The organism is Streptomyces sp. NPDC086777, assembly GCF_040702065.1.
Lineage (GTDB): Bacteria > Actinomycetota > Actinomycetes > Streptomycetales > Streptomycetaceae > Streptomyces.
In genome coordinates this window covers 33455-55982 of the sequence record NZ_JBFBJI010000007.1, presented here as the reverse complement: position 1 = coordinate 55982, position 22528 = coordinate 33455, and the positions used below count along the sequence as shown (strand labels likewise).

26 protein-coding genes are annotated in these 22528 nt (G+C 71.4%); 16 read left to right on the top strand and 10 right to left on the bottom strand.

What is annotated here, in order from left to right; genetic code table 11:
* The first annotated feature begins 43 nt into the window (after positions 1–43).
* From AB0472_RS12380 to AB0472_RS12335, 10 genes are all read left to right on the top strand, one after another.
* Positions 44–400 (top strand): hypothetical protein, encoded by a 357-nt coding sequence (locus AB0472_RS12380; protein WP_366355817.1) that lies wholly within the window; start codon positions 44–46, stop codon positions 398–400.
* Positions 400–1779: an FtsK/SpoIIIE domain-containing protein gene (locus AB0472_RS12375; RefSeq protein ID WP_366355815.1), complete on the top strand. Its 1380-nt coding sequence runs from the start codon at positions 400–402 to the stop codon at positions 1777–1779. Before AB0472_RS12380 ends, AB0472_RS12375 begins: the two co-directional genes overlap by 1 nt.
* Before the next feature lie 87 nt (positions 1780–1866).
* Complete coding sequence (locus AB0472_RS12370; protein ID WP_366355813.1) at positions 1867–2499, top strand: DUF2637 domain-containing protein; 633 nt, start codon at positions 1867–1869, stop codon at positions 2497–2499.
* Between the two features lie 12 nt (positions 2500–2511).
* Positions 2512–2700 carry a hypothetical protein gene (locus tag AB0472_RS12365; RefSeq protein WP_366355811.1) on the top strand — a complete coding sequence of 63 codons (189 nt, stop codon included), beginning with the start codon at positions 2512–2514 and terminating at the stop codon, positions 2698–2700.
* On the top strand, positions 2697–2888 hold the full coding sequence (locus tag AB0472_RS12360) for a mobile element transfer protein (protein ID WP_366355809.1): 192 nt from the start codon (positions 2697–2699) through the stop codon (positions 2886–2888). The genes AB0472_RS12365 and AB0472_RS12360 overlap by 4 nt, the downstream gene beginning before the upstream one ends.
* 16 nt (positions 2889–2904) lie before the next feature.
* Complete coding sequence (locus tag AB0472_RS12355) at positions 2905–3099, top strand: hypothetical protein (RefSeq protein WP_351746698.1); 195 nt, start codon at positions 2905–2907, stop codon at positions 3097–3099.
* Between the two features lie 25 nt (positions 3100–3124).
* Positions 3125–3373, top strand: coding sequence for a SpdD protein (locus AB0472_RS12350; protein ID WP_366355807.1), 249 nt, complete (start codon positions 3125–3127; stop codon positions 3371–3373).
* Between the two features lie 159 nt (positions 3374–3532).
* Positions 3533–4819, top strand: coding sequence for a replication initiator (locus AB0472_RS12345; RefSeq protein ID WP_366356125.1), 1287 nt, complete (start codon positions 3533–3535; stop codon positions 4817–4819).
* Complete coding sequence (locus AB0472_RS12340; RefSeq protein ID WP_352093631.1) at positions 4812–5051, top strand: helix-turn-helix domain-containing protein; 240 nt, start codon at positions 4812–4814, stop codon at positions 5049–5051. Before AB0472_RS12345 ends, AB0472_RS12340 begins: the two co-directional genes overlap by 8 nt.
* Positions 5051–6280: a tyrosine-type recombinase/integrase gene (locus tag AB0472_RS12335; RefSeq protein ID WP_366355805.1), complete on the top strand. Its 1230-nt coding sequence runs from the start codon at positions 5051–5053 to the stop codon at positions 6278–6280. Before AB0472_RS12340 ends, AB0472_RS12335 begins: the two co-directional genes overlap by 1 nt.
* Positions 6281–6983: 703 nt before the next feature.
* On the opposite strand, the gene AB0472_RS12330 is transcribed toward AB0472_RS12335, so the two are convergent.
* The gene (locus AB0472_RS12330) at positions 6984–7745 is read right to left on the bottom strand and encodes a phosphoglyceromutase (RefSeq protein ID WP_351956927.1); all 762 of its coding nucleotides are present in this window, start codon (positions 7743–7745) and stop codon (positions 6984–6986) included.
* Positions 7746–7933: 188 nt separating this feature from the next.
* On the opposite strand from AB0472_RS12330, the gene AB0472_RS12325 reads away from it, so the two are divergent.
* Positions 7934–9190 (top strand): MFS transporter, encoded by a 1257-nt coding sequence (locus tag AB0472_RS12325; protein WP_366355803.1) that lies wholly within the window; start codon positions 7934–7936, stop codon positions 9188–9190.
* A 77-nt stretch (positions 9191–9267) separates the two neighbouring features.
* Here AB0472_RS12325 and AB0472_RS12320 read toward each other — a convergent pair whose 3' ends face one another.
* The gene (locus AB0472_RS12320; protein ID WP_366355801.1) at positions 9268–10362 is read right to left on the bottom strand and encodes a hypothetical protein; all 1095 of its coding nucleotides are present in this window, start codon (positions 10360–10362) and stop codon (positions 9268–9270) included.
* A 122-nt stretch (positions 10363–10484) separates the two neighbouring features.
* On the bottom strand, positions 10485–10970 hold the full coding sequence (locus tag AB0472_RS12315; RefSeq protein ID WP_366355800.1) for a DUF2000 domain-containing protein: 486 nt from the start codon (positions 10968–10970) through the stop codon (positions 10485–10487).
* Between AB0472_RS12315 and AB0472_RS12310 the strand changes: the two genes are divergently transcribed.
* On the top strand, positions 10969–11778 hold the full coding sequence (locus AB0472_RS12310; protein ID WP_366355798.1) for an AraC family transcriptional regulator: 810 nt from the start codon (positions 10969–10971) through the stop codon (positions 11776–11778). The genes AB0472_RS12315 and AB0472_RS12310 overlap by 2 nt on opposite strands.
* Here the strand turns inward: AB0472_RS12310 and AB0472_RS12305 are convergent.
* The 3 genes from AB0472_RS12305 to mshA all read right to left on the bottom strand — a co-directional run bounded on the left by AB0472_RS12305 (position 11757) and on the right by mshA (position 15392).
* On the bottom strand, positions 11757–13421 hold the full coding sequence (locus AB0472_RS12305; protein WP_366355797.1) for a glycosyl hydrolase family 28-related protein: 1665 nt from the start codon (positions 13419–13421) through the stop codon (positions 11757–11759). The genes AB0472_RS12310 and AB0472_RS12305 overlap by 22 nt on opposite strands.
* 131 nt (positions 13422–13552) lie before the next feature.
* Entirely contained in the window at positions 13553–14062 is a 510-nt protein-coding gene (locus AB0472_RS12300; RefSeq protein WP_366355795.1) for a YbjN domain-containing protein, read from the bottom strand.
* Positions 14055–15392, bottom strand: coding sequence for a D-inositol-3-phosphate glycosyltransferase (gene mshA, locus AB0472_RS12295; RefSeq protein ID WP_366355793.1), 1338 nt, complete (start codon positions 15390–15392; stop codon positions 14055–14057). The genes AB0472_RS12300 and mshA overlap by 8 nt, the downstream gene beginning before the upstream one ends.
* Before the next feature lie 296 nt (positions 15393–15688).
* Here mshA and AB0472_RS12290 point away from each other — a divergent pair, with 296 nt between their 5' ends.
* The 3 genes from AB0472_RS12290 to AB0472_RS12280 all read left to right on the top strand — a co-directional run bounded on the left by AB0472_RS12290 (position 15689) and on the right by AB0472_RS12280 (position 19395).
* Positions 15689–16483 (top strand): class I SAM-dependent methyltransferase, encoded by a 795-nt coding sequence (locus tag AB0472_RS12290; RefSeq protein WP_366355791.1) that lies wholly within the window; start codon positions 15689–15691, stop codon positions 16481–16483.
* Between the two features lie 187 nt (positions 16484–16670).
* Positions 16671–17795 carry an NlpC/P60 family protein gene (locus tag AB0472_RS12285; protein ID WP_366355789.1) on the top strand — a complete coding sequence of 375 codons (1125 nt, stop codon included), beginning with the start codon at positions 16671–16673 and terminating at the stop codon, positions 17793–17795.
* A gap of 289 nt (positions 17796–18084) precedes the next feature.
* Positions 18085–19395, top strand: coding sequence for a SpoIIE family protein phosphatase (locus AB0472_RS12280; RefSeq protein ID WP_366355787.1), 1311 nt, complete (start codon positions 18085–18087; stop codon positions 19393–19395).
* Between the two features lie 121 nt (positions 19396–19516).
* On the opposite strand, the gene AB0472_RS12275 is transcribed toward AB0472_RS12280, so the two are convergent.
* From AB0472_RS12275 to AB0472_RS12265, 3 genes are all read right to left on the bottom strand, one after another.
* Positions 19517–19867 (bottom strand): DUF2516 family protein, encoded by a 351-nt coding sequence (locus AB0472_RS12275; RefSeq protein WP_366355785.1) that lies wholly within the window; start codon positions 19865–19867, stop codon positions 19517–19519.
* Positions 19868–19976: 109 nt separating this feature from the next.
* Complete coding sequence (locus tag AB0472_RS12270) at positions 19977–20609, bottom strand: hypothetical protein (protein WP_366355784.1); 633 nt, start codon at positions 20607–20609, stop codon at positions 19977–19979.
* A 77-nt stretch (positions 20610–20686) separates the two neighbouring features.
* Positions 20687–21175 (bottom strand): helix-turn-helix transcriptional regulator, encoded by a 489-nt coding sequence (locus AB0472_RS12265; protein WP_366355782.1) that lies wholly within the window; start codon positions 21173–21175, stop codon positions 20687–20689.
* A gap of 147 nt (positions 21176–21322) precedes the next feature.
* On the opposite strand from AB0472_RS12265, the gene AB0472_RS12260 reads away from it, so the two are divergent.
* Complete coding sequence (locus AB0472_RS12260; protein ID WP_366355780.1) at positions 21323–21991, top strand: class I SAM-dependent methyltransferase; 669 nt, start codon at positions 21323–21325, stop codon at positions 21989–21991.
* 58 nt (positions 21992–22049) lie between these two features.
* Here AB0472_RS12260 and AB0472_RS12255 read toward each other — a convergent pair whose 3' ends face one another.
* Positions 22050–22526, bottom strand: a complete 477-nt coding sequence (locus AB0472_RS12255) for an HAD domain-containing protein (protein ID WP_366355778.1) — start codon at positions 22524–22526, stop codon at positions 22050–22052.
* Between the last annotated feature and the right edge of the window lie 2 nt (positions 22527–22528).

Sequence of the window (22528 nt, the reverse complement as noted above, 5' to 3'; positions counted from 1 at the left end):
CACGAATCGCTACACGTATAGACGAGTAGATAGGAAGTGTGCTGTGCGCACCATCCGTGTGGAGACCACCGCCGCCACGATCCTCCTCACCGAGGCTCCTGAACCCAAGGTCCGCGACCGTCAGACCGGCGAGATCGCCAAGGACGCCGTGAGCGGTGAGGCGCTGATGACCATCGGCGTCGTCTACATCGAGGACGGGGAGTCCTCGCTGATCAAGGTCACCGTTCCGGAGGGCGGCGTTTCCGAGGGGCTGAACCTCGGTGCGCCGGTCTCGCTCCCCGGCCTCGTCGCCCGGCCGTGGGAGTCCGTGTTCAACGGCCAGCAGCGTCACGGCATCGCCTACCGCGCCGCCGCCGTCACCCCGGCCTCCTTCCCGGCCGCCATGGGGGCCACCGCCTGATGACCGACCTGACAACGCTCCTGGAGGTGGGTGGTCCTGTCGCCGCGCTCGGCGGCGGGGCTGCCTACACCCGGGCCAAGCACCCCGCGGTCTACTGGTCCGCAGTCGGCGGCCCGATATCCACGGTCCGCCTGCTCAGCTCGTACAGCTCCGTCATGGAAGCCTGCGGCCTGACCGTCGCTCCCTCCCGGCTGCGGGTCCTCGCCGTCAAGGCCACCACCCGGCGGGAGGTCCGGCCGGTCCCGCCCCGCCGGGGCATCCTCCGTCCCACCTCGACCGGGCTACGGCTTCGCCTCCGGCTCGCTCCCGGGCAGGAACCCGCCGACGTCGCCGCCTCGGCCGAACGGCTGCGGCACGCCTGGGGAGTCCACGCCGTCTACGTCACCGCGATCAAGCCGGGCGTCGTCGAACTGCGGCTCGTCGGGTACGACGTCCTGCGCCGTGTCCGGATGCCCCGCAAGACCGGCGGCGGCTTCCTGAAGGTGCCGGTGGCACTGCGCGAGGACGCCATGCCCTTCGTCCGCGACTACCGCACCGTTCCCCACCAACTCACCCTCGGCGCCACCCTGTCCGGCAAGTCCATGTACCTGCGCCACCTCATTTCCGGACTCGCCCGGCAGGACGGTGTCGCGCTCGTCGGAATCGACTGCAAGCGGGGCGTCGAACTGGCGCCCTTCGCCGCCCGGCTCTCCGCCCTTGCCACCGACCCCGACGAAGCCGCCGAGCTGCTCCCCGTCCTGGTCAAGGAAATGGAGGACCGATACGACCTGATCAAGGCCCGGCAGGGCATCGCGCCCGGCACCCCGGACGAGGAGATCACCTCTGACATCTGGGGCCTGCCCAAGAGCGAACGCCCTGTGCCCATCGTGCTGTTCGTCGACGAGGTGGCCGAACTCTTCCTCACCGCCACCCGCAAGGACGAGGAACGCCGCGACGAGATGGTCACCCAGCTCATCCGCCTCGCCCAACTCGGCCGGGCCGCCGGCATCTACCTCGAAGTCTGCGGCCAGCGCTTCGGCGCCGAACTCGGCAAGGGCGCCACCATGCTCCGCGCCCAGCTCACCGGCCGCGTCTGCCACCGCGTCAATGACGAAGCCTCCGCCAAAATGGCCCTCGGCGACATCGCCCCCGAAGCCGTCCACGCCGCCTGCTCCATCGCTCCTGAGATGCCCGGCCTCGCCGTCGTGGGCGACACCTCCGGCGGCTGGTCCCGCATCCGCACCCCCTACCTCTCCCTCGCCGACGCTGCCGCCATCTGCCAGGACACGGCCGACCTGGTCCCCGACGTCCCCGCCCTCAAGCCGTTCCGGCCCGCCGTGCCCGTGCACCCGGTCGAGCCTCCGGCCCCGGTCGTCCGGCCGCGTCCGGTGACCGACTGACCGTCGTTCCTTCCTCGCATCGGTCGGCGTGACCGCCTCGCGCCACGTCCCTACTCCTCCCATGCCGAAACCGAAAGGAGCCCGACCGTGCGCGTCCACCTCGGCCGTGTCGACGCGGTGTTGGTCCAAGCGCTCATCGCTGCCGCGCTGTCCTTCGCCCACCTCCACGACGTAGCCATGGCGGCCGGGCAAGACGGGTGGAAAGCCTGGGCGTACCCGATCAGCGTCGACCTGCTGCTCGTCGCCGCATGGCGTCGACTCCGCTCCGGTACGACCAAGGCGGCGGCCTGGTGCTGGTTCGTCATCGCCCTCGTCGCGTCCCTCGGCGCGAACGTCGCCACCGCCGGCCTCCTCGACCTGGACGACGTCCCGGCCTGGCTGCGGATCCTCGTCGCCGGCTGGCCCGCCGTCGCGTTCCTCGGCGGCACCCTTCTCGCCCACTCGGCACCGAAGACGGATACCGACGACATCGGCGCTGAAGTCATCGAGGACCAGGAGTACGAGCCCGAAGCCACCCCCGCGCCGCCTGTCCAACCCACCATCGAGGCGCTGCCGGAACGCCCGCCCGTCCCGGTCCCGGCCGCCCTGGTCGACCACGCCCGAAAGGTCGCGGCCGAACACCGCACCCGCACCGGCACTCCGATCGACACCCCGACCCTTCGGGCCCGCCTCGGCGTCCCGGCACCCATGGCCGAAGCCATCGCCGCCCAACTCGCCTGAACAGGAGGAACCATGCCGCTCTGCTTCAACACAGCCGCCGACTACCTCGAAGCGGCCCGCCAGATGGCCGACACCGGGCGCCCGACGCTGGCCCGGCTCCTCGCCGAAGAAGCCGCCGATCGCACGTCGGACCCTGCCGAAGCCTCCCGGATCCTGAACGAATTCACCGGCTCCAGCCTGCGACAGGAGGACTCACCGTGACCGCCAACCGCCGCTTCCGCAACGTCACCCGCATCGGCCCCGTCCAGGTCGGCACCGCCTACGACGACCGGGGCCGCGAGAAGCACACCACCGCCTGCACCGCCCCACGCTGCGGCTTCTCCGCCGACTACGACAGCCGCGCCGCCGCCGAACTCGCCGCCCGCACCCACCGCTGCCCCGTCCGCTGAAGGGACCCCGAACACCATGACCGTCAGTCTCCCGCTGGTCGTCGTACTCGGCTTCTTCGCCTGGGGCGCCGTCAGGTTCCTCGGCGTCCGCGCCTGGGTCGTCGTCCTGGTCGCCCTCTTCGGCTTCTGGCTCTCCCACACCTTCCTGGCCCCCGCCATCGAGACCGGTACGCGCTCCGGCGTGGACGTCATAAACGGCTCACATGACTAGACGAGTAGATAAGGGGAGTTCCGCCGTGTTCCTGCCCAAGTACCCCGACAGCCCCACCCCGCCGCCCGCGCACACCCACGCCCCGACCGACCCGGCCCCCGTCCGGCGCTCCGCGCTCCCGGCCGTCTCCGTCAGTACCGGCGCCGTCGCCGCCGTGCTCACGGGCGGCGTGGTCCTCGCCGCGCTCCTGACCGCCGTCGCCGTGTCGGCCATCTCCGTGGCCATCGCCGCCGTGGTCCTGCGCTCCCTGCTGCGCGAACACAACCGGCGCTGAACCCCGCCCGACCCCTGGGGCGGCCACGACACCGCCAAGCATCCCGCCGCCCCGGGGCCCGTCACTCCTGACCGAGCCAGCCAGAAGGAGCCAGCCATCTTCACCCGCACCACCCCGCCCCCGCTCCGCGAACTCACCAACCTCGCCTCGGGCGGCACCCTGCCCGGTATCCTCCGCCAACTCTCCGGCCTCGGCGGCTGCACCAACCCCATCCGCCTTGACGGCCACCGCACCGAGTACGACGTCGACACCACGACCGGCGAGATCGGCCGCATCCTCCAGCACCTCGACTCGACCGACCTGCCCGCCGGCCAACTCCTCGTCCGCTGCAACAACCGGCGTACCACCCGCTGCGCGGCCTGCGCGGAGGTCTACCGCCGCGACACCTTCCACCTGATCACCGCCGGACTCCGGGGCGGCAAGGGCACCCCGGAACAGGTCGCCACCCACCCCCGCGTCTTCGCCACCTTCACCGCCCCCGGCTTCGGCCCCGTCCACAACCGCCGCACCGACGGGCGTCCCTGCCGCTGCGGCACCCACCACGACCAGGACGACGACACCCTCGGCACCCCACTCGACCCCGACACCTACGACTACGAAGCCGCCGTTCTCTGGAACGCCCACGCAGGCGCCCTCTGGCGACGCTTCTCGATCTACCTCCGCCGGGAGGTCGCCAAGCGCGTAGGCCTCTCACAACGCCGCCTACGCGACCACGCGCGCGTGTCCTTCGCGAAAGTCGCCGAATACCAAAAGCGCGGCGCCGTCCACTTCCACGCCGTCATCCGCCTCGACGGCCCGACAGGCGGCGACACCCCGCCCCCGCCCTGGGCCACCGCCGAACTCCTCACCGACGCCATCCAAACCGCCACCGCCAAGGTCCGCGTCGACGGCCCGACCCTCGACGGCCGCACCCACACCTTCGCCTTCGGCCGCCAACTCGACGTCCGCACCATCCGCTCCGCCGACTTCAACGACGGCCAGGAACTCACCGAACGCGCCGTCGCCGCCTACATCGCCAAGTACGCCACCAAGGGAGCCGAGACAGCCACGGGCGCCCTCGACCGGCCGCTGAAGTTCGCCGCCGAACTCGCCCAGCTCGACATCAGCGACCACGCCCGCCGCCTCATCCGAACCGCCTGGACCCTCGGCGCCCGCAAGGACCTCGAACACCTCCGCCTGCGGGCCTGGGCCCACATGCTCGGCTTCCGCGGCCACTTCTCCACCAAATCCCGCCGCTACTCCACCACCCTCGGCGCTCTCCGCGACGCCCGCGCCGAATGGCGCCGAGCACAAGCGGCGACGGCAGCCGCCAACCCTCGCCCGGACACGACGTACGTCCTCGCGCACTGGGTCTTCGCCGGCACCGGCCTCAGCGCCGCCGAGACCTGGCTTGCCGCATCCCTCGAACCCGCCCCAGGAACGGAAGGAGAGCCCACCCGTGGCTAGCCGACGCCTCGCCCTGGCCGACGTGGCCACCGAACCGCGCACCCTGCCCGCGCGGTATCTGACCCCCGAGGACCTGGTGGAGATGTTCGAGCTGCCCAGCGTCGAGACGGTCTACCAGTGGCGCCGCAAGCGCACTGGGCCTCGTGGCTTCCGTGTCGGTCGGCACCTGCGCTTCGACCCGGCCGACGTTCGGGCCTGGGTGGACTCGCAGCGTGAGGGGGCGGCTGCCTGATGGCCGGACACATCCAAGACCGCTGGTACAGAACCGAGGTCGGACAGGACGGCAAGGACCGCAAGGTCAAGACCGAGCGCTACGGCACCGGCATGCGCTACCGGGCCCGGTACGTCGGTCCGGACGGCACGGAGAAGTCAAAGAGCTTCCCCGACCGGCAAAAGCGACTCGCCGAACAGTGGCTCGCCCACATCGAGGCGGACATGGCGCGCGGGCAGTACATCGACCCGCGCGCGGCACGGATCACCTTCCAGCAGTACGCTGAAACCTGGGTGGAGACGCAGGGAGCGGACCCCAACACACAGGCCTCGATGGAGTCGCAACTCCGCCTGCACGCCTTCCCTCATCTGGGATCGCGGCCGCTCGGTTCCTTCCAGCCCGCCCATATCCGCGACTGGGTGCGGAAGCTCCAGGAGAACGGTGTCCGGGGCTCGTACGCCCGGACGATCTACTCCAACGTTCGTGCCGCGCTGAGTGCGGCGGTGGACGACGGACACCTTCCGCGCAACCCCTGTGCAGCCCGCTCGGTCCGGCCGCCCGCGGTCGACACCAAGCGGGTCGTCCCCTGGACAACGGAACGGCTCTTCGCCGTCCGAGCCGGCATGCCCGAGCGCTTCCAAGCCATGGTCGACCTGGGCGGCGGCTGCGGGCTCCGCCAAGGCGAGATCCTCGGCGTCGCCGTCGACGCGATCGACTTCGGCTCGGACACACTTCACGTGGTCCAGCAGCTCAAGCTGAGTCGGAGCAAGGCGGTGTTCGCTCCGCCCAAAGGCGGGAAGCTGCGGGACGTACCGCTTCCCGCGCCGGTCGCGGATGCACTGCAGGCCCACATGAAGCGGTTTCCACCGGTCGAGATCACCTTGCCGTGGAAGGTGGCCGACGGACCTCCGGTGACCAAGCGGCTGATCTTCACCGGGCCGCGTGGCGGGCACGTCTGGCGTACGTCGCTGAACGAGGAGGTGTGGAAGCGGGCACTAGCCTCGGCCGGCGTGATCCCCCAGCGGAGGCCAGGCCAGTCGTACGCCGAGTCACGCGAGAACGGCATGCACGCCCTGCGCCACTTCTACGCCTCGGTGCTCCTGGACGCCGGAGAGAACATCAAGGCTCTGGCCGAGTACCTCGGCCACTCGGATCCAGGTCTGACGCTGCGCGTCTACGCGCACCTCATGCCGTCCAGTCAGGAGCGCACCCGTAAGGCAGTGACTGCCGTCTTCGATCGGCGGGGATGACCACACCGCAACGATCAGAGATACAACTGTTCCCGGTAGTCACTGGCGAACAGTTCGGGGTGGATGTTCAAGTAGAGACGAGAGATCTAGAGCACGAGTAGGCTCACAAAGTTGATTGAATTAGCAGTGCGTGAGAGATTGCAGATAGCTCTAGTTAGCTCTAGATCGCTTCTCAGAAGCTATGCAGAGTGCAGAACGACTGAGGACCTGGATCCGGCGGCAACCAGATCCAGGCCCTCGTGCAGTCAGCGAGCCCGGTCGCGTGAGAGCAGACCGGGCTCGCTGTATGTACAGCGCCCGATCCCGACCGTACTCGCGCGTGACTCGCTCATCGAGCGAACTGCATCACGCCAGTAGCGATGGCCACGAGTAGGCCGACCCCCGCAAGCCAGACCTGCCACTTCTCGGCACCGGACCACTTGCGAGGCCTGTCCTTCTCAAGACTCACCTCTACCACCTCCCTCCTCCTCCAACCGACCCGCTTCTCGGGTCGGAGTCTGGAACTCGCGTGCCGCCACATCGAGTTCGAGGGAGGTTCAGGTGAGGTGGCATCAGCATACCGGTCACATAGCTCACCACTGAGGCTCGTGGGGAGGCTTGACAGCGGCCCCGGATTCCTTTCACGGCCCAGCGACGGCCCAGGTGTAGCGAAGAACCCCCTGCGCGCGGGAAAACTGCAGGCAGGGGGCCTTTCTGGTTCGCGTTACTTCTTCTTGCCCTGGTTCTTGACCGCCTCGATGGCCGCGGCGGCCGCGTCCGGGTCGAGGTACTGGCCGCCCGGGGTGACGGGCTTGAAGTCGGCGTCGAGTTCGTAGGCGAGGGGAATGCCCGTGGGGATGTTGAGGCCGGCGATGTCGGCGTCCGAGATGCCGTCGAGGTGCTTGACCAGGGCGCGCAGGCTGTTGCCGTGGGCGGCGACCAGGACCGTGCGGCCGGCCAGGAGGTCGGGGACGATGCCGTCGTACCAGTAGGGGAGCATGCGGACGACGACGTCCTTGAGGCACTCCGTGCGGGGGCGCAGCTCCGGCGGGATGGAGGCGTAGCGGGGGTCGGAGGCCTGGGAGAACTCCGAGTCGTCCGGGAGCGGCGGGGGCGGGGTGTCGTACGAGCGGCGCCAGAGCATGAACTGCTCCTCGCCGAACTCGGCCAGCGTCGCCGCCTTGTCCTTGCCCTGGAGGGCGCCGTAGTGGCGCTCGTTCAGGCGCCAGCTGCGGTGGACCGGGATCCAGTGGCGGTCGGCGGCTTCGAGGGCGAGCTGCGCCGTGCGGATCGCCCGCTTCTGGAGGGACGTGTGGACCACGTCGGGGAGCAGGTCGGCGTCCTTGAGGAGTTCACCGCCGCGGACTGCCTCCTTCTCGCCCTTCTCGTTGAGGTTGACGTCCACCCAGCCGGTGAACAGGTTCTTCGCGTTCCACTCGCTCTCGCCGTGGCGGAGGAGGATCAGCTTGTACGGTGCGTCGGCCATGGGACAGAGCGTAATCCACGGGTTCGGGGCCGCGGGCGGGCGGCCGTGGGGCGTCCCAGAGGGCGGACAGTTGACTGCATTTGTTAATTGACTGGCTCAGCCGAGCGGTCGGTAAGTAAGTTCCAGTAGCGGCCTGTGGCGCTTACAGAAACCGCATCGCATCGCTCACGCCTGTCCTGGGGGAAACCATGCCGTCCGCCGCCCTGCGCCGCGCCGTCCGGGAGACCGTCTCCGGTCTGCCCCGGGAGTTCTGGTGGCTGTGGACCAGCACCCTCGTCAACCGGCTGGGCGCCTTCGTGGCCACCTACATGGCCCTGTACCTGACCCTCGACCGGGGGTACAGCGCGTCGTACGCCGGGCTCGTCGCCTCCCTGCACGGGCTGGGCGGGGTGGTCTCGTCGCTGGCCGGCGGGGTGATGGCCGACCGGCTGGGGCGGCGGCCGACCCTGCTGGTCGCGCAGGGTTCCACCGCCGCGGCCGTCGCGCTGCTCGGGTTCGTCCAGGACCCCGTCGCCATCGCCGCCGTCGCCTTCCTCGTCGGCGTGGCCTCCAACGCCTCCCGGCCGGCCGTGCAGGCGATGATGGCCGACATCGTGCGGCCCGAGGACCGGGTGCGGGCCTTCTCGCTCAACTACTGGGCGATCAACCTGGGCTTCGCGGTGTCGTCCATGGGGGCCGGGTTCATCGCCGAGGTGAGCTATCGCGCCGGGTTCCTGATCGAGGCCGGGATGACCGCCGTCTGCGCCGTCCTCGTCTTCCTCCGGCTGCCCGAGTCACGGCCCCGGCAGGCGGCCGCCGAGGCCGCCGGGGACAGCGAGGTCAGCCTGCTGACCGTGGTACGCGACGGGCGGTACATGGGCGTCGTCGGGCTGTCGTTCCTGGTCGCCCTGATCTTCCAGCAGGGGTCGGTCGGGCTGCCGGTGGCGATGGGCGAGGCCGGGTTCTCGCCCGCCGACTACGGCATGGCCATCGCCGTGAACGGGATCCTCATCGTGGTGCTGCAGATTCCGGTGACCCGGGTCATCCAGTACCGGGACCCGCGGTCCCTGCTCGTCGTCTCGTCCCTGCTCGCGGGGTACGGCTTCGGGCTCACCGCGTTCGCCGGGTCGGTCGGGGTGTTCGCGCTCACCGTGTGCGTGTGGACGCTCGCCGAGATCGTCAACGCGCCGACCCAGACCGGGCTGGTGGTGCAGCTCTCCCCGGTGCACGGCAGGGGCAGGTACCAGGGGATGTACACGCTGTCCTGGTCGGCCGCCGCGCTCATCGCGCCGCTGCTGTCCGGGGTCGTCATCGACCGGTTCGGGGCGCGGTGGCTGTGGGGGGTGTGCGCGGTCGTGGGGACCGCGGCGGCTCTCGGGTACGGGCTGCTGATGCGGCGGCTGCCGGTGGAACGACCGGTGGCGGTGGCCGGGGCGGAGGCGGACGCGGGGGTGCGGGCGGCCTGAACGGGTCCCGGCCCCTGCCCCCGGAGGCCGGGGACGGAGGCCGGGGACGGAGGCCGGGGTCCGGCTGCCGGGACGGCTCAGTCCGTGCAGCCCGTGAAGACCAGCGGGGCGCAGTTCGTCGGGATGTTGCGGGTGATGGTGGAGTCCCTGAGCGTGATCGGGACGTTCGTGCGGACGCCGCCGGGTGCGACCGTGGAGGCGTTGTTGCGGACGGTGCTGTGGTCGAGGGTGACGGATCCGCCGTAGTTGTAGATGCCGCCGCCCACGGAGCTGCCGGTGCCGTTGGCGCTGTTGCGGAACACGTCGGTGCTTCTGACGTAGAGCGTGCCCGAGTTGTAGATGCCGCCGCCCTGGCCCGAGGAGCCGCCGACGACGTTGCCGCTGACCTCGGACCTGCCCAGCGTCAGGTTCCCGGCGTTGTAGATCCCGCCGCCCCTGGTGCCCGTGTCGGTGTTGTTCGTGATCTTGCTGTCGGCGATCTCCGTCAGCGTGCCGCCGGCGATGTAGACGCCGCCGCCGTTCATGGTCCCGGCCGCGGTGTTGCGCCGGATCACGCTCGTGCCGACGAAGGCGGTCCCCGCGGCCTGGTAGATCCCGCCGCCGGAGCCCCGGGCGTGGTTGCGGGCGAACTCGGAGTTCTCGACGGTCACGGACCCCCCGGTGTAGAGGCCGCCGCCGTTGGCCGCGTTGTCGAACGCCACGTAGCTGCTTCGGATCTCCGCCGAGCCGCCCGGCTCCACCGCGACGCCGCCGCCGTTGCCCGCGGCGGTGCTGTCGAGTACGTCGACCTTCGTCAGCCTGAGCGCACCACCGCTGTTGACGCGGATCCCGGCGCCGTCCCCGGTGCCGGCATATCCGCCGCGGACGGTGAGGTCCTCCAGGCGCAGGTTCCCGTTCGAGTTGATGTCGAAGATCCGGAACGCAGGGGTGTTCGTCCCGTCCCGGACGATGGTCGCGCCGTTGCCCCGGATCGTGAGGTCCTTGCCGATGACCGGTAGAGCGGTGCCCAGGTGGTAGGTGCAGTCGCGGCGCAGATCGATGGTCTCGCCGTTCCGCGCGGTGGCGATGGCCAGGGCCAGCGCCGTCCCGCTGCACGGCACCCGGTCCGGATCCGCGGCGGCCGCCGGTCCGCTCGTCAGGCCCGTGACGATCGCTGCCGCAACCGCGGCCACACTGCAGACTCTGATGTATCGCATGACTGTCACATGCGACGTCCGGCCCCGGGCACAACAATTACGATCATCAGATCACCCGGTCACCTGACGAAATTCCTCCTGCCGGGCGAAGGGGCGGGTCACGGATGCATCCGCGCCCCCTTCAGTACCTTGTCCACCGCGTTCCGCGGCCCGTACACCGCGAGCCCCACCAGGTCCAGCTCCGCCGTGGGCACGGCACGGACCGCCGCCCGGTTGTCGCGGTCGTGGCCGGTCGAGAACAGATCCGCGGTGAAGACGGCCCGGGGCAGGGCGCGGCCCAGGGCCCGTCCGTGCGCGGCCTTCAGGGTCTCCTTCGCGCCCTCGAAGACCAGTACCGGCTGCCGGAACATCGGCAGGTAGGCGACGCCGTCGGCGTCCTCGTACGGCTCCCCGACCACCTCGGGGAGCGTCGCACCCAGGCCGCTGACCAGGAACGCGGTCACGTTCAGCCGCTGCCAGGGCTCCAGGTCGTCCCGCAGCAGCACAGCGATCTTCGTGTCGAAACGGACGGCGTCCGCGCTGGGAGTGCTCATGCCCCGAGACTGCCGAGCGTCGTACGCCCCCGTCTTGTACGTTCTTTGCATGGCCGCCCGGCAGTCCGACACGCAGGAAGTAACCGCCTGGCGCCCCAGTGTCCCGGGCGTCACCGAGGTCTTCCACGCCCGTTTCACCGAGTACGCGTACCCGATGCACGTGCACGACGCCTGGACGCTGCTCATCGTGGACGACGGCGCCGTGCGGTACGACCTCGAACGCCACCAGCACGGCACCCCGGCCGACACGGTGACGCTGCTGCCGCCGCACGTCCCGCACAACGGCTCCCCCGCCACCGCGGACGGCTTCCGCAAGCGCGTGGTCTACCTGGACGAGAGCGTCCTCGGGGAGGGCCTGATCGGGCCGGCCGTCGACGGGCCCGACCTGCGCGACCCCCTGCTGCGCCGCCGGGTCGGCCAGCTGCACTCCGTGCTCGTCCGCGCAGGCGACGAACTGGAGGCCGAGAGCCGGCTCACCCTCATCGGCGAGCGGCTGCGGGGGCTGCTCCGCCCCCGGCCCGCGCGCCCCGGCCCCCCGGCGGACCCGGTCCTCGCCCGCACCCTGCGCGAACTCCTCGACGAGCGGGTCACCGACGGCCTCGGCCTGGAGGAGGCGGCCCGGCTGCTGCACGCCCACCCCGCCCACCTGGTGCGGGCGTTCAGCGGCGCGTACGGCATCGCCCCGCACCAGTACCTGACGTCCCGCCGGGTGGGCCGGGCCCGCCGGCTGCTGCTCGACGGCGTACCGCCCGGCGAGACGGCCGCCGCCGCCGGCTTCTACGACCAGGCCCATCTCACCCGGCACTTCCGGCGGCTGGTCGGGGTGACGCCGGGGCGCTACCGGAGCAGCGCGCGCTGAGCCTCGTACAGGTTCCGCGGCCGTACCGCGTCCCAGGTGCCGTACAGCTCCAGGCGGGAGTGCAGGTCGCCGGTGAAGTCAGGTACGTCGATCTGGTCGAACTCGGTGACCTCGTTGACGCCGACCGTCGCGGAGTACGGGGCCAGGCCGTCGAGGCGCATCAGGCCCGCGCGGCCGTTGGTCACTCGAACGTTCCAGTGGGTGAAGCGGGCGCCGAACAGCGGTCCCGCGTTGGCGTCGCCGCCGTGCCGGCCGTTGTTGTTCACGGTGATGTCGGTGCGGACGTTGGCGAACGGCAGGCCGCGGTGGGAGTCGAAGGTGCCCATCTGCATCTCGCCGCGCGACCAGACGTTGTGGGAGGACAGTCCCTCGACGTTGATGCCGTGCAACTGGGTGTCCGCGGGGGCGGGGACCGTGCGCTGTTCGACGGTGAAGTCCTCGATCAGGTTGTCGTGCGAGCCCTCGCGGCAGAAGTAGGGGTGGTGCTCGCCCCGGCCGCCGACCCGGGTGCGGCGCAGGGTGCAGGCGGAGGCGGCGACCAGGCCGAAGCCGTTGTCGACGTTGCGGACGGTGACGTCGTCCACCCAGCAGTCGTACGCGCACTGCAGGACGACCCCGTTGTACCCCTTGTCGAGGAGGTGCGGGGACTGCGGGGTCTCCATGACGTCGAGGGTGAGGCCCTCGACGCCGGAGCCGGTCAGCTCCCGGACGTGCGTGGTGAGCTGCGGGTTCCACTCCGGGCGGAGGTCCAGCGGCAGCGGGCGTTCCAGCGTCACCCGGCGGCCGCGCACCGCCGTGACCCGGACGGGCCACTCGTAGGGCACGTACGACAGCAGTTTGGTCTTGTCCTCCCAGTAGTACGACGCCGGTCCCGGGCCGCCGCCGGACATGTGCTGGAGGAGGGTGTGGGCGGGGTCGTCGGCGATCCGGAGCAGGACCAGGCGGCCGGGGCGGAGGCGGGAGGGGTCGGTGACGGTGACCGTCAGGTCGCCCTGCCGGGCGGGTTCGACGGGCGTCAGCTGCTCCCACTCGTCCCGCCTGTTGCCCGTCCAGCCCTCGAAGGGCCAGGCCTGCGCCTTGACCGCGGCGACCAGGGAGTCCCAACGGGCCTCGGGAGCCAGCCAGATGAGCCCGCCCGCCCAGGACCAGGCCGACTTCGTGCCGCCGTAGCGGGAGCCGTAGGGGCCGATCAGCTCGGTGAGGTTCTTCGTCGCGTACAGGGTCGTGCGGCCGCTGCCGGCGCCGCGCAGCACCACGTTGTCGTGGCCGATGCGGACCAGGCCGTCGATGCGGAAGGTGCCGGGCGGGATGGTGACCGTGCCACCGCCGGCCCTGGCGGCAGCGGCGATGGCACGGTTGATCGCGGGGGCGCAGTCGGTGACGCCGTCGGCGACGGCTCCGTACGCGCGCACGTCGGCGACGACCGGGAGGCGGCGGATGCGGGCCGCTCCGGCCCGGCCGACGTAGGGGATCTGCGGGTGGGTGAAGGGGGTGCGCCGGAACTCCCGCCAGAGGGAGGGCACCTGGCCGCCGGAGGCGTGGGCCGTGCCGCCCGCCACGGCGGTCGCGGCCACCGCCGTGGCGCCGGCGAGCAGGGTCCGTCTGGTCATACCGGCGGTCACGTCGTGGTGCGTGGTGCTCATGCCGTACGTCCTTCCCATGGCGGCTTTCATGGTTGTGAACGACGTTCATATGTACGTTGGCGGTGAGCATGCCACGACGGCCCGGCACCTCGAAAGAGTCCTGCAGGGCTCAATGAGGTACGGACCTGAAGTCAGTCAGCAGGGCGTTCGATCAGATGTGTGAACGCGTCGAGGTTCCGGGTGGACTCGCCGCGGGACACCCGCCACGCGTACTCCTTGCGGATCGCGGAGGCGAAGCCCAGCTCCAGGAGGGTGTTGAAGGCGCCGTCCGCGGCCTCAAGGACCTGGCCGAGGAGCCGGTCGAGGTCGGCGGCGGTGACGGAGGAGAGCGGGAGCCGGGCGGTGACGTAGACGTCGCCGAGGCGGTCGACGGCGTAACTCACGCCGTACAGCTTGAGGTTGCGCTCCAGGAGCCAGCGGTGGACGGCGGGTTCGTTCTCGTCCGGGTGCCGGATGACGAAGGCGTTCAGGGAGAGCGAGTGGCGGCCGGCGATGAGGGAGACGGTCGTCTTCAGCTTGCGGGTGCCCGGGAGTTGCACGACGTAGGTGCCGGACTCGGGGCTCTCCCAGTCCAGTTCGGCGTCCTTCAGGACACCCTCGATGACCTGCGCGGCCTGCCGTTCCTGTGAAGCATCACCCATGGGCCGAGCGTACGCGACGGCGGTGGGACTGGGTCGCGGCCAGGTAGACGTCGGCGGTGGCGGCGGCCGCCGTGTCCCAGCCGAAGGACTGGGCGTGCTCCGCGGCGGCATCGCCGAAACGGTCCGCCAGAGTGGCGTCGTCGGCGAACCGGCACAGCACGCGCGCGTAGTCCGCGGGGTCGTGACCGCGCACCAGGAAGCCGGTCTCGCCGTCCCGCACGGCCACCGGCAGGCCGCCGACCGAGGCGGCGAGGACGGGGGTGCCGGCCGCCTGGGCCTCTATCGCCACCAGGCCGAAGGACTCGCTGTAGGACGGCATGACCAGGACGGAGGCCGCCCGGAACCAGTCGGCGAGCTGCTCCTGGTCCACCGGCGGGCGGAACCGGACGACGTCCGCGATGCCGAGCCGCGCGGCCAGCTTCTGCAGGCCCTCCGGCTTGGCGAGACCGCTGCCACTGGGGCCGCCGACGATCGGCACGACGATCCGGGAGCGGAGTTCGGGGCGCTCGTCGAGGAGCACGGCCACGGCGCGGAGCAGCACGTCGGGGGCCTTGAGAGGCTGGATGCGGCCCGCGAAGAGCGGGACCAGGGCGTCCTGCGGGAGGTCCAGGCGGGCGCGGGCCGCCCTGCGTCCGTCCGCCGGGCAGAACCGGTCGAGGTTCACGCCGGGGTGGACGACGGCGACCTTGGCGGGGTCGGCGCTGTAGTGCCGCACCAGTTCACCGGCCTCCTCGGCGGTGTTCGCGATGAGGCGGTCGGCCGCCGTCACGATCTGGGTCTCGCCGATGACCCGGGCGGCGGGCTCGGGGGTGTCGCCGTCGGCCAGGTTGGCGTTCTTCACCTTGGCCATGGTGTGCATCGCGTGCACCAGGGGGACGCCCCAGCGCTGGGCGGCGAGCCAGCCGACGTGGCCCGAGAGCCAGTAGTGCGAGTGCACGAGGTCGTAGTGGCCGGGGCGGTGACCCGCCCAGGCCTGCATCACGCCGTGCGTGAAGGCGCACAGCTGGGCCGGGAGGTCCTCCTTGGCGAGGCCCTCGTAGGGGCCGGCGTCGATGTGCCGGACGAGGACACCGGGGGCGAGTTCGACCGTGGGCGGCAGGCCGCCGGAGGTGGCCCGGGTGAAGATCTCGACGTCGATGTCGATCGCGGCGAGGCGCTGCGCGAGCTCGACGATGTAGACGTTCATGCCGCCGGCGTCTCCGGTGCCGGGCTGGTGCAGCGGTGAGGTGTGCACGGAGAGCATGGCGACGCGGCGCGGTCGGCGGGCCCGGCGGAGCCGGGAGGCAGCCGACGGGGAGCGGCGCCCGAGCCTGCTGACGTACTGGCTCACGTGGCGGTCCTCTCTCGGTGCGGGCATGCCTGGGGGAGGCACCGGGTGCCCTCCAGGGGAGTGCAACGCGGAGGTGAGGATTCCCATTCCGTGGACGGTTGATTTTGCCGACACATTACCTGCAGTCGCTCAACCGTTCGAGGGTGGGATGCGTAGGGGTGGTGCGGTTGTGGGGTCGGGTGCGGGTGGGCGGGGGCTGGTCGTGCGGTTCCTCCCCCAGTCTTCGGCCTGGGGGACCCCAGCACCCCTTACGGGGCGCGTCGGCTGGGGGCGCCGCACTGTTTACCCTCGTAGGCATGACAGCCCGCGCCGCTTCCCGCCCCGTGGGGAACGTGACGCGCGGGACCACCAACCCCAACCGGCTGCGCCGCATGGACCGGTGGATCGCCGCCACGCACGGCGCGGTACTGCGTCGCGCGGTCGATCCCGTCGCCGTCGACCTCGGTTACGGTGCCGCGCCCTGGACCGCCGTCGAGCTGCTCGGGCGGCTGCGCACCGTCGCGCCACGCGCGCGTGTCGTCGGGGTCGAGATCGAGCCCGCGCGGGTCGCCGCGGCCCGGCCGTACGAACGCGAGGGGCTCGTCTTCCGGCACGGCGGGTTCGAGATCCCGGTCCCCGCACGGCCGTTGCTCATCCGCGCGGCCAACGTGCTGCGGCAGTACGACGAGGACGAGGTCGCCGAGGTGTGGCGGCGGCTGTGCGGGCGGCTGGCGCCCGACGGGCTGCTGGTCGAGGGGACCTGCGACGAGATCGGGCGGCGGCACGTGTGGGTCGCGCTCGGGGCGGAGGGGCCGCGCACGGTGACCTTCGCGACCCGGCTCGGCTCCCTGGAACGCCCGTCCGACCTCGCCGAACGGCTGCCGAAGGCGCTCATCCACCGCAACGTGCCGGGCGAGCCGGTCCACGCGTTCCTGCGGGACTTCGACCGCGCCTGGGCGGCGGCCGCGCCCTACGCGTCGTACGGCGCCCGGCAGCGGTGGATCCGGGCGGTGCGGGACCTGACGGCCGACTGGCCGGTGACGGACTCGGCGGCGCGCTGGCGACAGGGCGAAGTGACGCTGACCTGGGGAGCGTTGGCACCGAGGGCCTGACGGGCGGGGCGGGAACGATCTCGATGAGTCGTTCGTCACAAAGGCGGGGAGATCGTCATGCTCGGGGGGAAACCGGGGAGGAACCCACCCGCCGTTACCTCTGTCGCTTTACGGCACGCCGTGGCACGATCCCCCACGTGCCATAAGTTACTGACGGTTAATCAGTTTTCCTGGAGGGGGTCGGGCCATGGGACCGGACAAGCACACCGTCCGGCCGGGCGGGCGCGGGATCCTGGCGACGGCGGTGACCGTGGTCTGCGCGGTGACGGTGCTCGCGGCTCCCGGCACGGCGCTCGCGGCGCCCGGACCTACGCCCTCCCCCGGCGCCTCGGCCGCCGCCGGCGGCTCCACGTCCGCCTCCGTGACCGTCCCGCCGGACAAGGACCTCCAGGCAGTCCAGGCGAAGCTCGACCAGCTCTACCACGACGCGGCCGTCGCCACCGACGCCTACAACGCCGCCGAGGAGGCGGCCCGGAAGCAGTCCGCCGAGATCGTCGGCCTGGCCAAGAAGATCGTCGCGGGGCAGCAGAAGCTCGACGAGCTGAAGGAGCGGGCGGGCCGGGCGGCCGCCGCCCAGTACCGCACCGGCGGCCTGCCGGACTCCGCCCAGCTGGTGCTGAGCGACAACCCCACCGAGTTCCTGGACGGGGCCGACCGGGTGCGCCAGGGCCAGCGCGCGACCAAGGCCATGATCAGGGAACTGTCGCAGACCCAGCAGGACTTGAAGCAGTACGCGGCGGACGCGGCCGACCAGTGGAACAGACTGGAGGCGGGCCGCAAGGCGAAGGCCGCCGCCAAGAAGAAGATCACGCAGCGGATCGCCGCCGCCGAGAAGCTCGAGTCGTCGCTGGAGAAGAAGCAGAAGGAGCGTCTCGCCGAGCTGGAGCGGGAGTCCGCCTACAAGGCGCAGACGGCCTGGCTGGACACCGGGATACTCGACGAGATCCACAGCAAGGCGTCCCCGGCGGGCCGCAAGGCGGTCGCGTTCGCCACCGCCCAGCTCGGCAAGCCCTACGTGTGGGGCGCCGAGGGCCCGAACTCGTACGACTGCTCCGGGCTGACCTCGCAGGCCTGGGCGAGCGCCGGGAAGCCGATCCCGCGCACCTCCGAGGAGCAGTGGGCACAGCTGAAGCACATCGACGCCAAGGACATGCGCCCGGGCGACCTGATCATCTACTACGACGACGCCAGTCATGTCGCGATGTACATCGGGGACGGCGCGATCATCCAGGCGCCGCGCCCGGGGCGGACGGTGTCGATCGGCGGCGCGGGATCGATGCCCATCCTCGGGGTGGTACGACCGGACGCCTGAGCATCGCCGGGCACTTTAGGTGCGATGTCCCTTTCGTGAGCTGCGTCATGTGACGTGCCGCACCGCAACACCCGCTCAAACTGGGGCGGCACGTGACCTTCGTCATCCCTGCCCGGCGGCCCTCTTGTCCAACTGCGGTACGGCACGCGGCATATGACGCTGGCCTGAGACAGGGCGACGCGCCTCACACCATTCCGTTGCGGCGGCCAGTACCGCTATGGTCCCCGTCTGGTGGGTCGAGGTCCCTCGCCCCACCATGCCCTCGGGGGGAGGGAAGGAACCCGACACGATGCCCGTACCCGTACCGCGGCAGAGAGCGATCCCGGCCGTGGAGAGTGGTCAGGCGCCGGCCGCCGCGCCCGCACAGGGCGGCGGCCCCCTCAAGGAAGAGGCCAACCGCACGGAAGCCGCCGCCCCGAACGCCGGCGGCACCACTCTCACCCTGCTGCTGATCGAGGACGATCCGGCCGGTTCGCCGGTCCTGCCCGAGTTGCGGGACGCGTCCGGCACCTCGATCCGCGTCCGCACCGCGCGCAACCTCACCGAGGCCGAGCGGCTGCTGACCGACGACGTCCACTGCATCCTGCTGGACCTGGCGCTGCCGGCGCCGGGCGGCAAGGAGACCGAGGGCGAGCTCGCCGTGCTCAAGCACGTCCTGGAGCTCGCGCCCCGGCACGCCGTGCTGGCCCTCACCGCCTCCGGTGACGCCGAGCGCGGCACCGAGGCCGTGCGCGTCGGAGCGCAGGACTACCTCTTCCGTGACGAACTGGACGGACGGCTGCTGAGCCGCGCCATCCGGTACGCCGTCGAGCGCAAGCGCTCCCTCACGACCGAGCGCAAGCTCGCGGAGGGGCGGCTGCGCGCCCAGGAGAACCGCCGCCTGGAGCGGGGCCTGCTGCCGACCCCGCTGCTGGACGGCTCCGCACTGCGCTTCGCGGCCCGGTACCGGCCCGGCCGCTCCCGCGCGCTGCTCGGCGGCGACTTCTACGACACCGTGCGCACGCCCGACGGGACCGTGCACGCGATGATCGGTGACGTGTGCGGGCACGGCCCGGACGAGGCCGCGCTCGGCGTGGAGCTGCGGATCGCCTGGCGGGCGCTGACCCTGGCGGGGCTGAGCGGCGACGAGCTGCTGGGCACCCTGCAGGAGGTGCTGGAGCACGAGCGCTCCGACGAGGAGATCTTCGCGACGCTCTGCACCGTCGACATAGCGCCGGACGGGCGCCGGGCCGGGCTGTGCCTGGCCGGGCATCCGGCACCGCTGGTCGCCCGGCCGGGCCGGCCGGCCGAGCTGCTGCCGTACGAGGACAACGGCCCGGCGCTGGGGCTGCTGAAGGGGGCGCGGTGGCCCCGGATGCAGGTGGATCTCGGCGCCGAGTGGAGCCTGATGCTCTACACCGACGGCCTGATCGAGGGCCGGGTGGGCTCGGGCGGGGAGCGGCTGGGGCAGGAGGGGATGGTCGAGATGGTCCGCCGTCAGCTGGCCGCCGGCCTGACCGGGGAGGCGTTGCTGCGGGCGGCCGTCAACGAGGTGCGGCAGCTCAACGGGGGCGAGCTGACGGATGACGTGGCCGTCGTCCTTCTGGACAGGGGCGTCTGAGGGCGGCTGCCCGCCGTAGGGTGTTCTGCCGTCGGCCGGGTGCGGGTGGTTCGTGGCTGGTCGCTGGGGGTACCCCCAGCGACCCTGACGGGGCGCCCCGGTGGGCGTCCCTCGAGAAGGTTCAGCGGCCGCCGTTGTACGGGCCGTACGGGCCGTCGCTGCTGCTGCCGCCGCGGCGGCCTCGCCAGCCGCCGCCACCGCCGGAGACCTGCTTGACCGCGGGACGGACGTCGACGAGGTAGACGATGCTCGCCACCAGGCCCGCGATCGGGAGGATGGAGAGGATCGAGAAGAGGTAGCTGACGACCAGGGCGATGGCCAGGATGACCAGCCAGAACATCTTGTTCTGCTTGTCGGCCGCGCGGAAGGCGTCCTCGCGCCGGAACACGGCGTCCACCAGTCCGAACGCCGCCAGGGCCATCAGGACGATCTTCAGCAGCCCCAGGAACCCTGCGAATCCCAGCATCAGCATGCCGTCACCACCCGCTCTCTCCCGATCCCTACGCGGCCACCGTACCCGTAGAACGGACCGGGCACCCTCAAGGTGCCCGGTCCGTACGTTCCGCTGACGCGTGCGCCGGTTACTTGGCCGGCGGGGTGGTCTTCCTGACCGGGGTGGCCTTGCGGGGGGCCGGGGTCTTCTTGGCGGCCGGGGCCTTCTTCGCCGTGGCCGTCTTGGCCTCGGCGGCCTTCGGCTCGTCCGCCCTCTTCTCGTTCTCCTTGACCGGGGCCGGCTCGGGCTTGCCCTCGACGGCGATGGCCAGGTCCTCGATCTCGTCGGCGGCCTCACCGCGCCAGGTCTTCACGGCCTGCTCGCCGTGCTCGGCGACCTTCTCGTAGGTCTCACGGGCCTTGACCGCGTACTCGGCGGCCACGCCGACCTGGCGCAGCGCGAAGTCCTGGGCGGACTCGCCGAGCTTCTTGAGGTCGCCGTCGAGGGACACGATGAAGTCGTTGACCTTGGTCTGGAGGCTGGCCTGCGCCTCCTTGGCCTTGACGCCGGCCTCCTTGGCACGGGCGGTGGCCTTCTCCTGGACGGCCTTCGGGTCGGCGTTGCGGACCGCCTCGATGCGGGCCGGGGCCTCGGCGCGCAGCTGCTCGACCAGGGCGGGGACCTTCTTGGCCTGCTGGAGGGCCAGGTCGGCGGTGCCGGCGGCGAAGTAGAGCGGAGTCGGGTCGCTGAAGGTCTTGCGCAGGTCGTCGGTGATGGCCATGGTGATGGTCCTCCCGTATTAAAGTTCGGCTGAGGGTTGTGTGGTCCGCGGCGCGGCGGCCGGCGCGCTTGGCCGGCTCATCCGGCCGTCCGCCGCGGACCGGTCTCTCTGTCTTCGGTGTCGCTGCCGTCGGTGTCGCTGCCGACGTCGCTGTCGGCTTCGTCGTCCTCGGCGACTGCCAGGGTGCCCTTGTCGCTCGCGCGCTCCTCGCCCGACACGAACCCGTTCTCTTTCCTGAACGACTCGTAGATCTGCAGCAGCACCTGCTTCTGCCGCTCGTCGAGGGTGGGGTCGGCGAGGATGACCGCACGGGTCTCCACCTCGTTCAGATCCCGCTCGGCGTCGAGGATTCCGGCGCGGACGTACAGCGTCTCGGCGGAGATCCGCAGGGCCTTGGCAACCTGCTGGAGGACCTCCGCGCTCGGCTTGCGCAGCCCGCGCTCGATCTGACTCAGGTACGGATTGGACACCCCGGCGGCGTCGGCGAGCTGCCTGAGTGACAGCTGCGCGTTGCGCCGCTGTTCACGCAGATACTCACCGAGATTGCCGACGTTCAGCGATGCCATGACTCCACCCTGCCCCACCTTCGCTAACAATTGCAAGCACCTGCTTGCAAAAGTGTGCCGGACCATACCCGGATGGATGAGCCGCCTGGCGCCCGCCGGTTCGCTGAACCCCCTGTCCCGGCGGACCCGCCGCCCTATGGTGGGCCGATGCGTGCAGACCAAATCGACCGGCCGGCCGATCTCGACGTGGTCCGGGAGTCCTACGACCGGGTCGCCGACAACTACGCCGAGATGGTGGCGACGACGGGAATGGGCGACATCCGTCGCGACCCCTGGCTCAAGGCGTCGATCGACGCCTTCGCCGACAAAGTGAACGGACTCGGGCCCGTCCTCGACGTCGGCTGCGGGCCGGGGACGGTGACCGCCTACCTGGCCGAACGCGGCGTCGACGTGTCCGGGGTCGACCTGTCGCCCGGCATGATCGAGAACGCCCGCCGCCTGTATCCGCACTGCCGCTTCAGCGTCGCCTCCGCCACCGACCTCAGCCTCGAAGAGGCGTCCCTCGGTGGCGTACTGGGGTGGTGGTCGCTGTTCAACCTCCCGCGCGCCGTCCTTCCGCAGGTTTTCGCCCTGTTCGCGCGGGCGCTGAAGCCGGGCGGGCACCTCATCACCGGAACGCACGTCGGCGACGAGGACGTGGTGCGCACGGAGGCCTACGGAGGTGTGCCCGTCCGCTGGACGACGCACAAATGGCGGCCGGAGGAGTTCGTCGCCCTGATCGAGCGGGCCGGACTGCGCATCGTCGCCGAACTCCGGCTCCCGGCAGGCGAGTTCAGCGGCCCCGGTCTGGTCGTCATGGCCGAGCGCCCCGCCTGAGGACGCGGCACCGGGGACGGCACCGGAGCCCGCGCCGGGGCCGCGCCGGGGGTGAGCGTCAGCGCTGCGCGGCCAGCCACTCCTCCAGCACCGTGAAGTCCCGGTCCGTCAGGCCGAACTCGTGGTTCACACGGTGGAGGAGGGCGGGCCGGTGATGGTGGGCGGCGACCCAGGCACGGTCGGCCTCGGTGAGCTCGTCGTCGAGCCAGATGAACGGCCGTTCGCCCGCCCACGCCACCAGCGGCCGGGTCTTCCAGTGCAGCAGGGCCGACGGCTCGTCCTCGTCCGGCCACTCCACGACGGGCAGCGGGGGCAGGCCCAGCCAGGGGGCGACACAGGCGTTGGCGTCGTCCATCCAGGTGGTGGCCCACACGAGGTCGCAGCGGAGGGCGCCCAGGCGGGGGCCGAGCGCGGGGTCGATGCGGGTGAGGAGCGGGGCCCACGGGGTGGGGGAGGTCCCATAGACCGGGTAGGGGCGGTCGGCGGGGGCGCCGAAGGGGATGAGGGTGCCGTCGATGTCGAGGAAGAGAAGCATCG